16 protein-coding genes are annotated in these 14,536 nt (G+C 71.0%); 5 read left to right on the forward strand and 11 right to left on the reverse strand.

The window, feature by feature from the left end; all coding sequences use genetic code 11:
• Nucleotides 1-148: 148 nt before the first annotated feature.
• The 3 genes from F0344_RS32315 to F0344_RS32325 form a co-directional block, all read right to left on the reverse strand.
• Entirely contained in the window at nt 149-292 is a 144-nt protein-coding gene (locus tag F0344_RS32315; protein ID WP_185302138.1) for a hypothetical protein, read from the reverse strand.
• Nucleotides 293-559: 267 nt separating this feature from the next.
• The gene (locus F0344_RS32320) at nt 560-1,522 is read right to left on the reverse strand and encodes an electron transfer flavoprotein subunit alpha/FixB family protein (RefSeq protein ID WP_185302139.1); all 963 of its coding nucleotides are present in this window, start codon (nt 1,520-1,522) and stop codon (nt 560-562) included.
• Between the two features lie 58 nt (nt 1,523-1,580).
• The gene (locus F0344_RS32325; protein WP_185302140.1) at nt 1,581-2,366 is read right to left on the reverse strand and encodes an electron transfer flavoprotein subunit beta/FixA family protein; all 786 of its coding nucleotides are present in this window, start codon (nt 2,364-2,366) and stop codon (nt 1,581-1,583) included.
• A gap of 180 nt (nt 2,367-2,546) precedes the next feature.
• Between F0344_RS32325 and F0344_RS32330 the strand changes: the two genes are divergently transcribed.
• Both F0344_RS32330 and F0344_RS32335 read left to right on the forward strand, forming a co-directional pair.
• Nucleotides 2,547-3,287: a TetR family transcriptional regulator gene (locus F0344_RS32330; protein WP_185302991.1), complete on the forward strand. Its 741-nt coding sequence runs from the start codon at nt 2,547-2,549 to the stop codon at nt 3,285-3,287.
• A 106-nt stretch (nt 3,288-3,393) separates the two neighbouring features.
• Nucleotides 3,394-3,777 (forward strand): zinc ribbon domain-containing protein, encoded by a 384-nt coding sequence (locus tag F0344_RS32335; protein WP_185302141.1) that lies wholly within the window; start codon nt 3,394-3,396, stop codon nt 3,775-3,777.
• A gap of 78 nt (nt 3,778-3,855) precedes the next feature.
• On the opposite strand, the gene F0344_RS32340 is transcribed toward F0344_RS32335, so the two are convergent.
• The 8 genes from F0344_RS32340 to F0344_RS32375 all read right to left on the reverse strand — a co-directional run bounded on the left by F0344_RS32340 (nt 3,856) and on the right by F0344_RS32375 (nt 11,382).
• A complete protein-coding gene (locus tag F0344_RS32340; protein ID WP_185302142.1) occupies nt 3,856-4,818 on the reverse strand; it encodes a DUF3048 domain-containing protein in 963 nt (320 codons plus the stop codon).
• Nucleotides 4,819-5,076: 258 nt separating this feature from the next.
• Nucleotides 5,077-5,265 (reverse strand): DUF6381 family protein, encoded by a 189-nt coding sequence (locus F0344_RS32345; protein WP_185302143.1) that lies wholly within the window; start codon nt 5,263-5,265, stop codon nt 5,077-5,079.
• A 96-nt stretch (nt 5,266-5,361) separates the two neighbouring features.
• Complete coding sequence (locus F0344_RS32350) at nt 5,362-6,303, reverse strand: VOC family protein (RefSeq protein WP_258050190.1); 942 nt, start codon at nt 6,301-6,303, stop codon at nt 5,362-5,364.
• A 235-nt stretch (nt 6,304-6,538) separates the two neighbouring features.
• Nucleotides 6,539-7,111 (reverse strand): DNA polymerase ligase N-terminal domain-containing protein, encoded by a 573-nt coding sequence (locus F0344_RS32355; protein ID WP_185302145.1) that lies wholly within the window; start codon nt 7,109-7,111, stop codon nt 6,539-6,541.
• Nucleotides 7,112-7,234: 123 nt separating this feature from the next.
• Nucleotides 7,235-8,515, reverse strand: coding sequence for a serine/threonine-protein kinase (locus F0344_RS32360; protein ID WP_258050191.1), 1,281 nt, complete (start codon nt 8,513-8,515; stop codon nt 7,235-7,237).
• A 191-nt stretch (nt 8,516-8,706) separates the two neighbouring features.
• Nucleotides 8,707-9,432 carry an HAD family hydrolase gene (locus tag F0344_RS32365; protein WP_185302147.1) on the reverse strand — a complete coding sequence of 242 codons (726 nt, stop codon included), beginning with the start codon at nt 9,430-9,432 and terminating at the stop codon, nt 8,707-8,709.
• A 25-nt stretch (nt 9,433-9,457) separates the two neighbouring features.
• Complete coding sequence (locus tag F0344_RS32370) at nt 9,458-9,940, reverse strand: Lrp/AsnC family transcriptional regulator (protein ID WP_185302148.1); 483 nt, start codon at nt 9,938-9,940, stop codon at nt 9,458-9,460.
• Nucleotides 9,941-10,014: 74 nt separating this feature from the next.
• Complete coding sequence (locus tag F0344_RS32375) at nt 10,015-11,382, reverse strand: HEAT repeat domain-containing protein (protein WP_185302149.1); 1,368 nt, start codon at nt 11,380-11,382, stop codon at nt 10,015-10,017.
• A 9-nt stretch (nt 11,383-11,391) separates the two neighbouring features.
• Between F0344_RS32375 and F0344_RS32380 the strand changes: the two genes are divergently transcribed.
• From F0344_RS32380 to F0344_RS32390, 3 genes are all read left to right on the forward strand, one after another.
• Nucleotides 11,392-11,535: a hypothetical protein gene (locus tag F0344_RS32380; protein ID WP_185302150.1), complete on the forward strand. Its 144-nt coding sequence runs from the start codon at nt 11,392-11,394 to the stop codon at nt 11,533-11,535.
• 239 nt (nt 11,536-11,774) lie between these two features.
• Nucleotides 11,775-13,262, forward strand: a complete 1,488-nt coding sequence (locus F0344_RS32385) for an FUSC family protein (RefSeq protein WP_185302151.1) — start codon at nt 11,775-11,777, stop codon at nt 13,260-13,262.
• A 136-nt stretch (nt 13,263-13,398) separates the two neighbouring features.
• On the forward strand, nt 13,399-14,460 hold the full coding sequence (locus tag F0344_RS32390) for a lactonase family protein (protein ID WP_185302152.1): 1,062 nt from the start codon (nt 13,399-13,401) through the stop codon (nt 14,458-14,460).
• The last annotated feature ends 76 nt before the right edge of the window (nt 14,461-14,536 follow it).

The raw sequence follows: 14,536 nt of genomic DNA on the forward strand, positions 1-14,536 counted from the left end.
GCCCACGACGAGCCACAGCGCCCCTGCGGACCTCAAGGGAGAGACTGCGCAGCCCGGTGCAGTCGACCTGCGCGCCGAGTCCTCCGAGCGTGTCGTGCCCCACGGCGCCGGAATCCCCGACGGGGGCCGGTGAATGGGCGGATGCCATTCAGTGCTTCTTGACCAGCTGGGCGTAAGGCCCCGCCGCGGCGACCAGGTCCTCGTGCCGTCCGCGCTCCGCGATGCGACCGTGCTCCAGGACCACGATCTCGTCGCTGTCGCGGACCGTGCTGAGCCGATGCGCGATCACCACACAGGCACAGCCGCGCCGCGTCGATGACGAGCTTCACCGGATGAATTCCATGTGGTCGGAAGTCCCTTTGCCGCTACCCGGACACATCCGCACCAATGGCCCCTGACCTGGGCCGTACCCCCGCCGCCTGCCGGGCAGGCGGCGCCGGTCTGCGCGTGCGGTGCGCAGGTTCCGCATCGCCTTCCGGCCGTGTTGTTGCGGGGAGGCGGAAAAACGCGAAGACCCGGGCGGTCTGCCCGGGCCTTGGAACGTGAAGTGTGCCGCGTGTCAGCCCTTGCGGGTGTGTACTTCTTCGGTGAGTTGGGGGACGACGGTGAAGAGGTCTCCGACGACGCCGTAGTCGACGAGGTCGAAGATGGGGGCTTCGGCGTCCTTGTTGATCGCGACGATGGTCTTGGAGGTCTGCATCCCGGCCCGGTGCTGGATCGCGCCGGAGATTCCGGAGGCGATGTAGAGCTGGGGCGAGACGGACTTGCCGGTCTGGCCGACCTGGTTGGTGTGGGGGTACCAGCCGGCGTCGACCGCGGCCCGGGAAGCACCGACCGCGGCACCCAGGGAGTCGGCGAGCGCTTCGATGACCGCGAAGTTCTCCGCACCGTTCACACCGCGCCCGCCGGACACGACGATCGCGGCCTCGGTGAGCTCGGGGCGGCCGGTGGACTCCCGCGGGGTCCGCGACACGATCTTCGTGCCCGTGGACAGGGCGGTGAACGTCACCGGCAGCACCTCGTGGACACCGGCCGCCGCAGCGGCCTCCACCGGGGCCGAGTTCGGCTTGACCGTGATGACCGGGACCCCCTTGGAGACCCGGGACTTCGTGGTGAACGACGCGGCGAACGCGGCCTGCGTCGCGACGGGCCCCTGGTCACCCGCTTCGAGATCGACCGCGTCGGTGATCAGACCCGACCCCGTACGGACCGCGAGACGAGCCGCGATCTCCTTGCCCTCCGCCGAGGACGGCACCAGCACCGCAACCGGCGACACCGCCTGGAACGCGGCGTGCAGGGCATCGACCTTCGGAACCACCAGATACTGCGAGAACTCCGGCGCCTGAACGCTCAGAACCCTCACCGCACCATGCTCGGCCAGCACCGCGGCAGTCGCCTCGGCACCCTCACCCAACACGAGCGCGACCGGGTCACCGATACGACGGGCCAGCGTCAAAAGCTCCAGCGTGGGCTTACGGACAGCACCATCGACATGATCGACATAGACGAGGACTTCAGCCATGAGACTTCACTTCTCCTGCGTGAAAGATGAGAGAGGGAGGCGATACGACAGGGCGGACCTAGATGAACTTCTGACCCACGAGGAACTCGGCGAGCTGCTTACCGCCCTCACCCTCGTCCTTCACGATCGTGCCCGCCGTACGCGCCGGACGCTGCGCCACCGAGTCCACGGCCGTCCACGCACCCGCCAGACCCACCTCGTCCGCCTCGACACCCAGATCATCCAGATCCCAGGACTCCACCGGCTTCTTCTTCGCCGCCATGATCCCCTTGAACGACGGATAACGCGCCTCACCCGACTGGTCGGTCACCGACACCACCGCCGGAAGCGAAGCCTCCACCCGCTCCGAAGCCGTGTCACCGTCACGACGGCCCGACACCACACCGCCCTGGACACCCACCTCGGACAGCAACGTCACCTGCGGCACACCCAGACGCTCCGCGAGAACCGCCGGAAGCACACCCATCGTGCCGTCCGTCGACGCCATCCCCGCGATCACCAGATCGAACCCGGCCTTCTCGACCGCCTTCGCCAGCACCAGCGACGTCCCCATCACATCACTGCCATGCAGAGAGTCATCCTCCACATGCACCGCCCGGTCCGCACCCATCGACAACGCCTTACGCAACGCGTCCTTCGCATCCTCAGGACCCACCGTCACCACCGTGACCTCGGCACCATCCGCCTCGCCCGCGATCTGCAGCGCCTGCTCCACCGCATACTCATCCAGCTCAGACAACAGACCGTCCACATCCTCACGATCCACCGTCAAGTCATCAGCGAAATGCCGATCACCAGTCGCGTCGGGCACATACTTCACACAGACAACGATCCTCAAGCTCACGCCGGCTCTCCTAGCTGATGCGGTTCGTTGTCCCGACGATATGGCACTCAGTACCCTCTTGCAAGGTACGTAGTGCCAATCGGCGCATTCCGGTGTTACGTTCCCGGCATGACTGAAGCGCGCAGAGGACGCAGGGCGGCGCCCGCCCCGGCATCCGGCAGGTCCCCCGCGAAGGTGCCGATGCGGGAGGCGCTCGCCGAAGCGGCCTTCCAGCTCTTCCTGGAGCGCGGCTACGAGCAGACCACGGTGGACGACATCGTGGCGCGGGCGGGTGTGGGGCGCCGTTCCTTCTTCCGGTACTTCCCGTCGAAGGAGGACGCAGTCTTCCCCGACCACGAGAGCTGTCTGGCCGACATGACGGCGTTGCTGGACGGCCGTGACGGCCCCGACCCGGTCGGTGCCGTGTGTGACGCGGCCAGGCTCGTGATGCGGATGTACGCGGCGAATCCCGAGTTCTCCGTGCAGCGCTATGGCCTGACGCAAGAGGTGCCGGGTCTGCGCACCTACGAACTGTCGGTGGTGCGCCGGTACGAGGGAACGCTCGCCGGCTATCTGCGCCGGCGCTGGGCGGAGTCTCCCGACGGCGGTCTGCGGGCCGACGTGGTGGCGGCGGCGGTGGTGGCGGCGCACAACAACGCCCTGCGGTCGTGGCTGCGTTCGGGCGGAGTGGGTGACGCCGAGGCCGCCGTGGACCACGCGCTCGGTCTGGTCCGCGACGTATGGGGGAGCGCGGCCGGAGTGCCCGCCGCGGACGGGGTCCGCGTCACGGTGCCGAAGAGGGCCGCACAGGGCGCTCCCGGTGGTCGAGGGGACGGACCGGCCGCGGAGTCGGACGACGACGTGATCGTCATGGTGGCCTCCAGAAGGGCCCCGATGTGGCGCGTGGTGCAGAGCATCGAGGCGGCCATGGCGGCGGGCTGAGCAGATAGAGGCACTGAGTACCTTTACGTCTCGGCACTCAGTGCCATATGGTGCTGGAGCGTCGCGCGATGGTGCGGCGCCACAGTCGAACGCAGGGGGTCGAGACGTGTCCCAGTCAGGAAGCGGCACCGCTACGGCGGCACGTGAAGCAACCGGACTCACCTACCAGCGATGCCGCTGGTGCGGCACGGCGTCCTTCCGCCGACTCCTGTGCCCCGTCTGCCAGTCGAGCGACATGCGGACCGAGTCGAGCGAGGGCCACGGTGTCGTGGTCCGGACGACGGTGGTGCACCGCTATACCGAGTACGCACGCAACGAGTCCCTGGTGCGGTTCCCCGAGGGCTTCATGTTCCGCTGCCGCATCATCGGAACCCCGCCCCAACTGGTGTGGCCCGGCGCCCGCGTCCGTCCGGCGTCCGGGGCCGATCTCAGCACCGGCGAAGTCGTCCTGGAGACGGTGGACAAGGTCGAACACGACCCGTGGCGCTGAACTGCCTTTCACGTGCGTGACGTTCGTGCGCCGGCCGTGTCCGTCGGGGGTATCAGCCAGCCGTGTCAGCCGACCGTGTCAGCCGGCCGTGCCAGTCGGAACCAGCACGATCCAGACCTGGCCGCGCGCGAACGTCATCGGCCGGCCGTCCTCGGTGGTGAACTCCGTCGCCGACGCGGCGCTGTCGCGCTCCCACGTGACGTCGTAGGCCTTGCCGTCGCGCAGCGCGAGTGCCGATCCGGATCCCACGGTCTCGGTGAAGGGCGAGGTGTTCCCCCACTTGTCCCGGAAACGGGACGGGCCCAGGGTGACGTCCTGCAGCAGCACGGTGGCCGCTGACAGCCGGTCCCCGGAGGCCGTACGGGATGCCTGGCCGTCCATGGTGACCAGCCACTTCTTCTGCTCCGGCGACCAGGTGAACGTGAACCGCGCCGACGGGTAGCTCACCGTACGTTCGCTGACGGGTGTGCCGCCCCCGGGCGCGGGCGCGAAGCGCAGGCCGAGGTCCTCCGCCGCGTTGACCTGCGTCGACTCGTGCGGGATGTTCTCCGGGCGAAGGTACAGGTTGTGCGGTGCCGGCCGGTCCTTGCTCCTGAAGTAGGCGTTCGGCGCCTTGGAAGGGGGCAGGGCATCGAGCGGAGCCGCCTCGATCGACGGCCGCAGCGCCGACTGGGCGCCGGAGTAGGCGAGCGTGGGCCGGTCGAACTGCCGGAGCAGTTCCAGATCCGTTTCCCGGGCGCTCCGTACGGGGCCGATCACGGGCGGGACGTCGGAGGAGTAGACGGCGAGTATCCGGCTCAGTCCTGCCTCCACCCGCTCGACATAGACGAGGTCGGCCTTCTCCAGCCCGGTCGGCGGCCGTGCGGGGGCGACGTTGTCGATCTTCACTGCGAGGATGTCGGCCTGCCCGGCCGACGTGCCCGCCCTGTCCGGAGGGGGTGCTGTTTCCCCTCCGGCCTGACAGCCGGACAGGGTGGCGATGAGGAGCACGAGAGCGGCGATCGAGGTGACGGCCGGCTTCGTCGTAGCGGAGGTGTGCATGGCGCCCGCCCCTTTCGAGCGGGCTCCCACCGGGGCACCGGCTCATGTCCTTTGCGGCGATGACTCTCCTGTCCATCATCACGCAGAAGACCGGAAACCGGTTCCGGAGAGCAGCCCGGGAGCCCCCGCACCGTGACACAGCCGCACCGATCGAGACGCAGCCGTACCGACACAGCCGTACCGGACACAGCCGTACCGACCGCCCCGGGCCCGGGCGGGAAGCGTGCACCCGTCCGGGCCCGGCAGCCGCCGACGCCGTTATCGCCCGTCGGCCGTGCCGTCCGTGTCCTTGCCGTCCCGTTCACTCTGCGCCAGGAGCCGCTCGGCCTTCTGCCGAAGGCGCAGGCGGTGCTCGGGATCGCTCGTGCGCTCGGCTGCCTGACTCAACTCGCTCGCCTTCTGACGCATGTGCTGGTCACGACCCGATGGTCCGGATATGGCACTCATGATCACTCCTGGGTTCGTGCTGAGCGGACAGTGCCAGCGAACCAGCCTCCTGCCAGGACTGCACCCGCTGATGTCACGTTCGGTAATCGCGTCCGCTCACGTCGGCTGTCCGTAGCCGCCCTGCGCGGGCGGGGGACCGGTGGCCGACGCGACACAGAACACGGCGCCGTACGGATCGCGGAGCGTGGCTCCGTCCTCCTGAGCCGAAATCCGGCGTTCGAGGACGCGGCCGCCGAGCCGGACGGCGGTCTTCAGCGCCGCCCCCACATCGCGTACGGGGAAGTGCACGTTCCAGCGCGGTCCGCACCCGGGGAGGATCTCGCTGCCTTCGGCGCCCGCGGTGATGAGCGCGGCGACCCGGCCGTCGTCGCGCAGCACGACGTCGTCGTGCTCGTAACCGACTTCGCAGGATCCGGGGAGCTCCGAGGCCCAGTCGAGGATCTCGCCGTAGAAGAGCGCGGCCTCGAACGGATTGGGGGTCGTCAGGTCCAGCCACCAGGGGCGGTGCGCCCGCCAGGCCTGCCAGTCGGCCACCAGGCGTCCCTGCCAGACTCCGAAGCGCGCCCCGGCGCGGTCGGCGGCGACCGCTGCCCGGCCGATCGGGAAGTCGATGGGTCCGACCGCGAGTGTGCCCATGCGCTCCCTGATCCGCGCGGCGGCCGCATCGGCGTCCGGGACGGCGAAGTACGGAGTCCAGTCGTTCGCGATGTGCACGACGTTCGTCAGCTCCGCCAGACCGGCCGTCGGTACGCCGTCGTAGAGCGCCACACTGAACTCGTCGCCCAAGTCCGTAGCGCGGAAGGTCCACCCCAGTACCGCCCCGTAGAACTCCTGGGACGAGGTGAGACTGCGGGTGGCGAGACTGGCCCAGCACGGTGCCCCCAGACCTGAGGCGTCCGTCGTGGACTTCTCCAGCGGAGATCTCCGCCGCGGAGTCTCCTGCGACTGCGAGCCGATCACGGTGCGTACACCTCCAGTGCGGACCGGTGCCACTTCTTCCCGGCCCTCGCGGGCGTCCGGGGTGCGGCCGAGTGCCACGCGCGGACGCCGGTCGGCGAGTGGCTGCCTGTCGCGCGGTGCGACGCCGCCGCCGTCGGAGCTCCTCCACGAGCGTGTGTGCGGGGCCCGGCCTGTGCCCGCACGGCATGAGGGAAACACGGCCGGTCCTCGCGGCCCATGCTGCCCGAAGGCACGGTCGCGGGCCACTCGTACGCCGTGCCGGCACCGCCGCATTCAGGGTGGTTCGGTGAGCCCGCACCGCAGGCCCGGCACGTCAGTCCTGGTGGGTGCGTTCCGCGGCCTCGACCTGGTGCAGCGTCCGCCCGGTACGGGCCGACCGGGCGTTATACGGGTCGGGCGTGCCGGGTCCGTCGTGGACGGCCTCGTTGTCGTTCGCCTTGATCAGCAGCCATGCCACCGGGCTCGGCTCCGGCTCGTCGTCGCCCGCCCGCAACCGGGTGAGGGCGAATTCGCCGTGCAGTCTGGCACCCTCGAGCCAGAAGGTGGCATGCCCGCGCTCCAGGGCCTCCCCGAACGATACGGGTGTGCCCTGTTCGTCGTGACTGAGCGGCCGGTAGGTCCCCTGGTCCCAGACGATGACGGTGCCGCCTCCTTGCTCGCCCTGCGGAATGACGCCTTCGAACTCGCGGTATTCCAGGGGGTGGTCCTGCGTCGGTACGGCCAGTCGCTTGTCCCGCGGATTGTCCGAGGGGCCACGAGGCACCGCCCAGGACTTCAGTACGCCGTCGACTTCCAGCCGGAAGTCGAAATGCATACGGCGCGCGTCGTGGATCTGTACGACGAACCGGGGTGCGTCACCGGTCGGGCGTACATCGTCGGTGTTCACACCAGATCCTCCGCCCGCAGCTCCTTCGTCCCCTGTTCTTCCACTGTGCGGCCGGGGGCGGCGGACCGCATCAACAGGCGGACCGCATCAACTGGCGTACCGCATCAACAGGGGGAGCGCGCCTCAGTCGTCCCCGTGTTCGTCGTTCTCCTTGTCCCCGTCCTTCTCCTTGTCCCCCTTGCCGTCACCCAGTTCCTGGGCTCCGTCCTGGGACGACGCGTCGGACGGGGGAGCGTCCGGTGCCTGCCCGTGCTCGGCCGTTGCCGGCGGTGTCACCGGTGCGGTGGTCCCGGTGGAGTCCGTGGGCTGCGGCGTGTCGGCGGAGCTGGGCTCCGGTGCGAACAGGATCATGCCCAGATACACGGCGGCGATGAAGGCCGCCGTTCCCGCGATGGCGCTGGCCACGCGCGGCCGGCGCCTGATCGCCTCACGGGCGCTGCGCCTGGCCGGCGCGGGAGCCCGTCTTCGGCCGGTGGTCTGCGGCAGCCGGTACGTCGTGGGGCCCGCAGCCCCGCCCGCCGTGTCCGGCCCTGACCGGTGCGCACCCGCGGACACCGGCGAGGCGAGAGGGCCACGGGACGGCGGAGGCGCCGGTGCGTGGGCCCGACCGGCGGGGGCGACATGCGGCGGCAGGGGCTCGGTGCGCCCACGCCAGGCGTCGGTACGGAACCAGTCGGACACCTGCTGGGCACCGGGCCGGTCCTCGGGCTTCTTGGCGAGCAGGCTCAGCAGATACGCGTCGAACGCCGGGGAGATGTCGACGCCCCGCTGCCGCAGCGGTACGGGAGGCGTGTCCACATGCTGATAGAGCGTCGCGGTCGCCGTGTCGGAACGGAACGGCGGCTGCCCGAAGAGGAGTTGGTAGATCACGCAGCCCAGGGAGTACATGTCCGACGCCGAGTCGGCCGTGCGGCCGAGCGCGCGCTCCGGCGCCAGATAGAGACTGGTGCCGACGATCTGCCCGGCGGTGGTCAGTGCGGTGGCCGGATCGTCCACGAACTGGGCGATCCCGAAGTCGCCTATCTTGACCGACCCTTCGGCGTCCAGCATCAGGTTTCCGGGCTTGATGTCGCGGTGCACGACGCCCTGCCGGTGGGCGGCGGCCAGACCCGCGGCGGCCTCGCCCGCTATCCGGGCCACCTGCTCCGGATGGACCGTGTCCTGCGCCGCGAGAAGATCGCTGAGACTTCTGCCCTCCACCAGTTCCATCACGAGATAGAACCGGTCCTCCCAGGCCCCGAAGTCGAACACGGCCACCAGATGAGGGTGGCTCAGCCGTGCGGCCGTCTGCGCCTCCAGCCGGAAGCGGGCGGCCGATGACGCGTCGTCACGGTCACCCAGCAACAGCTTCACGGCGACGGCCCGGCCGAGGACTTCGTCCGTCGCGCGCCACACCTCGCCCATGCCGCCGCGGCCGATAGGGGATATCAACCGGTACCGACCAGCTACCAGCACCTGTACACCAATCTCGAACTGTGGCCCGCTTCGACAGCCGCGGAGAGGGTGTGCGGCCGCGTCAGGATATCGGCCTGCGGGGCCGAAGTCGGCACCGGTGACCCGCTGCCCGTCGGCCGACGGGCTGGTGGGGGCGGCAATCAGCCAATCGTCCCGGTGGTCCCCGGGCCACCGGCCAGACGGAGCCACTCGTACACGGCCTCGGCCGTGAACTCGCTTTGCCCGCCCGGGAAGAGGAGATCCGCCGCCAGGAACGCCGGATCGTCCGCCGTCTCCGCCACATACGGGATCGCGACACAGCGCATACCCGCCGCGCGCGCCGCAGCCGCGCCGGGCGGAGCGTCCTCCAGCACCACGCAGTCGGCCGGTTCCGCGCCCAGTCGCCGCGCGGCCTCCAGGAACACATCGGGCTCCGGCTTGCCGCGCGGCACCTCCTCCGCCGACACGTACAGGGGGATGTGCGCGTCGAGGCCGGTGACGGCGAGCACCGCCCCGATCGCCGCCCGGGACGAGCCCGAGGCCACCGCCATCGGGACGCAAGCGCTGTGCAGGCGTTCCACGAGCTTCCGCATCTCCGGGAAGACCTCGGTGGAGGAGCCGGCCAGTTCGAGATAGAGGGCGTTCTCTCCGGCCAGCAGTGCGTCGACCGGTGTCTCGATCCCGTACTCGGTGCGCAGCACGGTCAGCGTTTCGCGGGTACCGATCCCGATGAAACGGGTGTGCTGTTCCCAGCTGAAGTCCGTCACGCCGTACCGGGCGAGAAGGCGGCGGCCCGCCTCGTAGTAGTTCGGCTCACTGTCCACGAGCGTGCCGTCGAGATCGAAGACGACGCGGGGGAACGGGGCATCGGTACGCGGTGAGTTCATGCATCCCAGCATGGCGGGCGGGTGACTACTCCGCGCCGCCGGCCGCCCGTCCCACCGATTCGACCAGCGGCAGCAGCCGGTGCGGCACCCGCTCGCGGAGCGCCACCTCCGTCCGGGTCCTGACCACACCCGGGAGCTGGATCAGCCGCTGGATCACATCCTCCAGATGCCCGTTGTCACGGGCGACGACCCGGGTCAGGAGATCCCCGCCGCCGGTCGTCGAGAACGCCTCGATGATCTCAGGGACGGCGCAGAGCGCCTCGCCCACCTCGTCCAGGTGCCCCTGGGTGACCTCCAGGTGGACGAAGGCGAGCACCGGGTGGCCGAGTGCGGCGGGGGAGAGCACGGGACCCGAACCGGTGATCACGCCCTCGCGCTCCAGCCGGTCCAGCCGGGCCTGGAGGGTGCCGCGGGCGATTCCCAGAAGGCGGGCGTACTCCCGCGCACTGGTGCGCGGCTGCTCGATCAGGAGGCGCAGGATGCGGGTGTCGAGAGAATCCACGGCCATGGTGCGTCGGCCCCTTCCCGGCGCGGTGAAACGTAGGGCGACTGTACCAATGGCACAGTGCGGCGCGCGGAAGGTCAGGTGTCGGAACCGGCGGGCGGCAGCGGTTCGTAGCGGGCGCGCTGTGCCTCGTAGGCGACCTCGGGGTCCTCGTCCAGCTCCAGTGCGGCCAGGACCCGCTTGCGCAGAGCGAGGCTGTGGGCGCAGAGCAGCCGGAGACCGGCCCGCCGCACGTGGCGGGGGCGTCCCGGGGCCATCAGGGAGACCAGCCAGGCCTCGGGGACGAGCAGGACGTAGGGCACGAGGGCCTTGCGGGCGGTACGGACGACAGGAGGGTGCGGGTCCTTCATGGCGGCCATCAGCTCGTCGGGGGACGGCGGGTCCGTCATGAGCAGGGCGGCGAGGGCTGCGGCGCGCACCCGGCCCTCCGGATGCCCGGCCAGCGGGCGCAGGAGCGCTGTCGCGTCCGGCGCCCCGGACTCGGCCAGCCCGAACAGGGCCCCGGGCGGCAGACCGGGAGCGCCGGGGCCGGCGCACAGGCTGCGGTAGTGCGACGGAGGGTCGTCGCCCTCCAGCCTCAGGACCAGACGGGCGGCGGCGCGCACCCGGGCCGACGGGTCGGCCAGATGGGCCGCGGCTTCCCGGCCCCGGCCGGCCCGGTGCAGTGCCGTCACCGCGGAGGACCGGGTCACCGCGGACGAGGCGCGGAGCAGAGGATCCAGGAGTCGGCGGTCCGGGACGGCGGCGGTGACCCGGGCCAGCAGTGCGGCGGTGCACAGGTGCCGGACAGCCCGGTCCGAGGCGGTGAGGGTGAGCTCTGTCAGCTCGGCGGCCGTGAGCAGTTCGTGCTCCAGTGAGAGCTGTGCCCCGAGCATGCGCACGCGCGGCAGCGGACTGACGTGGAAGGGAGCCGACAGTCCCCTGGGCAAGGGCCCCGCGGCGGCCACGACGCGGTCCAGCGCCCAGTCGCCGTGCGGGCGCAGGCTCAGACGCAGGGCCAGGGCTACCAGCTGCGACGCCGGCGCCCCGGCTGCCTCCAGGGCCCTCTCCGTCAGGCGGCGCGCCCGCCCCCGCACCTGCGGATGACCGTCGGCGCAGCGCAGGAGGAGCAGGGGCAGAAGTCCCGGCCGCCCGACGGTGAAGGCCAGAGCGGCTTCACGCGCCTGCCACCGGTGGTGGCAGAGGACGATCGCGTTCTCCGGCTCGGAGGGCGGGAACCGTGACCAGGTGACGTCGTGGGCCTCGTCGTCCCAACGCGGGGCGGCCGCCCAGTGCGCGGACCGGGCCTCGCCGCGCCGTGCGGTCGCCGACCTTATGCGCCGGTCGAGATCGACCCACGCCTCCGGATCGACGGTGTCCAGGGCTGCGGACAACGGCTGGCCCCGGAGGAGACGGTCGTGCGGAGGGAGACGCGGCGTGGGCGACAGGGGGATCGGTTTCCGCATGGTCACAGGATGCCCGGCCACGGACACCACCGGAACCAGGGCCGAAGGCGACCGCTCCTGGACCGATCCGCCGTTCCCCTGGACGAGCGGGTCGAGGCGCTGCTCGCCCGGCGCACGCCGGCGGAGAAGCCGATGGCCTACCACTTGTCGTGATCAAGGCCGATATCGTGGACCACTGGCACAGTGGTTCTCTTGGCTGTTGAGCCAGTTGGTCAAAGGTGGTTACCTTTGACCTATCCATGTACTCAAGGCGCCGCGCAGCGCCGGCCGGCAACGAAGCCGGAATCCGGTCCGCGGTGCCTTCGTCGTGTCTGTCCGCCGTCCCCCACCCCGGGCGGCCGCAGGCGCGGCGGCACCACTGCCAAGGGGGGCGGCACACCACCGTGAAGAGGATGTTCGTGGCTCCGGACCCGGGGCGCCTGAGGCTGAAGAACTCGCTCCGTGCCGTCATCGGTATCGCCCTGGCTGTCGCCGCCGCCGAGCTGTGCGGGTTCTCGCTCGCCGCGTCGATCACCGCCGGGCTCACGGCCCTGCTCGCCCTTTTCACCGTCGCCGATGCGACCGTCCGCGCCCAGCGGATCACCACCGCCCTGCTCCCCGTCGCGGGATTCCCGGTCCTGGCACTTGCCACCACCTTGCACGGCGTGACCCTGGTCCGCGACGCCGCGTTCCTCGCAGTCGTCTTCTGCGGGGTCTACGCACGCCGCTGGGGGCCCCGCGGCCACGCCCTCGGGATCTTCGCGTTCATGAGCTTCTTCGTGACGCAGTTCCTGCACGCCGTCCCTGCCCAGCTGCCCGAGCTGTACGCCTCTGTGGGCCTCGCTCTCCTCGCGGCCGGTGCCGTGCGCTTCCTGATCTGGCCCATCGAGAGGCGTACGCCGCCGGTCGCACCCCCGCCCGGCCTGCCCGGAACGGGTCTGGCCCGGCCCACCACCCGGCAGGCGTTCCAGGCCACTGCCGCCTGCCTGGTCGCGTTGTCGATCGGGCAGGTGCTCTCCGAGGACCGCTGGTACTGGGCCGTCGGCACCGTCTGGTGGATCTTCGTCAACACGTCCTCCCGCGGTGAGACCCTCGTCCGCGGATTCCGCCGTGTACTCGGCACGGTGGTCGGCATCGCCGTCGTTCTGGTGGCCGGTATCCCGCTGCACGGTGCGCCGCTGCCGACGGCTGCCCTCGTGGCCGTCGCCGTCTTCGGCATCTTCTACACCGCCGCGGTCTCCTATTCCTGGATGATGCTGGCGGTGACGGTCATGGCGGGCCTGCTCTACGGCCTGCTGGGCGTGCTCGACACGGGCCTGCTCGTGCTGCGTCTCGCCGAGACCGGCGTGGGCGCGGTGTGTGCCGCCCTGGCCGTGCTTCTCGTGCTGCCGGTCACGACACACGCCACGAACGACGCGTGGATCCAGCGGGTCCTGCGGTGCGTGCACGCGGCCACCGCCGAGGCGGCTGCCCGCCTGGCCGGCGATCCCGAGGCCGATCCGGCTCCGCAGGCCGCCGACCTCGATGCGCTGCTCGGCCGGGTCAGGATGTCGCTCGCTCCTCTCGTGCACCCGTTGAGCCCTTTCCGTGCGCGCAAGGCCCGTGCCCGTCACGTCATCGGGCTGCTGGACGACTGCGCCCGCGAAGTGCGGGGCCTGATCACCATCGCCGCGGACCCGGCCGCTTCGCACGACGCCCGGCTGGCGGCGGCCTGCTGGCGCGTCGAAGCCGCCGTGGAAGCCCTGACCACGCCGAACGGCACCCGGGAGCCCGCGGTCTGCGCGCCCCACTCCGCCGGAGCGGAGCGCGCACTGGCCCACCTCCATGATCTGGAGCGGGCGCTCGCGGAACTCGCCGCCCCGCTGGCCGGCTCCCCGCGTGCTCCCCTGGTGCGCTCGTAACGGCAGGATGTTCCGCCGTCACACGGGTGATGCCTGACCAGGCGGCGACACCCCCGACGATTGGTCTGGACCAGAAAGCGCTGCCTGCTACCGTCGGCCCGAAGATCGGGACAGACGGTGAACAGGGGTAGTGGAGATGAGCGGTAACAGCACGGGCCGGGCATTCATCGGGTCGTTCACCTCGGCGGGCGGGCGGGGTGTCACCGCCGTCGCCGTGGACCGGGAGACCGGGGCGCTGACCGTGCTCGGTTCCACCGACACCGTCCCGGACCCGTCGTACCTGGTGAGCGGGCTCGGACCGGGTGGCACGGTGCTCTACGCGGTCAGTGAGACCTCTGAGGGCGCGGCTGCCGCCTTCGACGTCTCGCAGGACGTACCGCTTCTCCTGGGTACCCCGCAGTCCGTACGCGGAGACGGCCCCACGCACCTGACGCTCGCGGCGGGGCGCGTCGTCACGGCGAACTACGGCTCCGGCAGCGTCACCGTGCTCCCCGTGCGGGCCGACGGCTCCCTCGGGGCCGCCGAATCGGTTCTCCGGCACGAAGGCAGCGGGCCCGACGCCTCCCGCCAGGCCGCCCCCCACGCCCATGAGGTGCTCGCGGACCCCTCGGGGCAGTGGCTGCTGAGTGTGGACCTCGGCACCGACTCCGTACGCGTCTGCGCCGTCGCCCCGGCCACCGGGGAACTGCGCCTCCACGGCGAGACGAAACTGAGCCCGGGTACCGGGCCGCGTCACATGGCCTTCCATCCGGCCGGCCGCTTCGCCTACGTTCTTGGTGAACTCGAACCGACCCTGACCGTGTGCTCCTGGGACGCGGCCACCGGCGTCCTCGAACCGGTCGCGGTCACCTCAGTCCTGCCCGACAGCGCGATCGTCGACGACGAGGTGCGTACGTACCCGGCCGAGGTGGTCGTCTCGCACGACGGGCGGTTCCTGTGGGTCGCGAACCGGGGGCACGACAGCATCTCGGTCCTCACCCTGGACGTGACCGGCGAGAAGGCCGCTCTGGCCGCCACGGTGGGCTGCGGGGGCGACTGGCCGCGTGACCTGTCCCTCGACCCCTCCGGGCAGTGGCTGTACGCCGCCAACGAGCGCTCGGGGAACGTCGTCTGGTTCGCAGTGGACGCCGAGACGGGCATGCCCCGCCCCGCGGGCTCGCTGGACCTTCCCGCGCCCTCCTGCGTGGCCTTCGCCTGACGCGCGGGAGCGGACCGGTGGCGTGCGGCACCGCCGCGCGCCGAAACGGCCGATGCGGTACGACCCCGGAATCCCG

This window comes from Streptomyces finlayi, from assembly GCF_014216315.1.
Classification (GTDB): Bacteria; Actinomycetota; Actinomycetes; order Streptomycetales; family Streptomycetaceae; genus Streptomyces; species Streptomyces finlayi_A.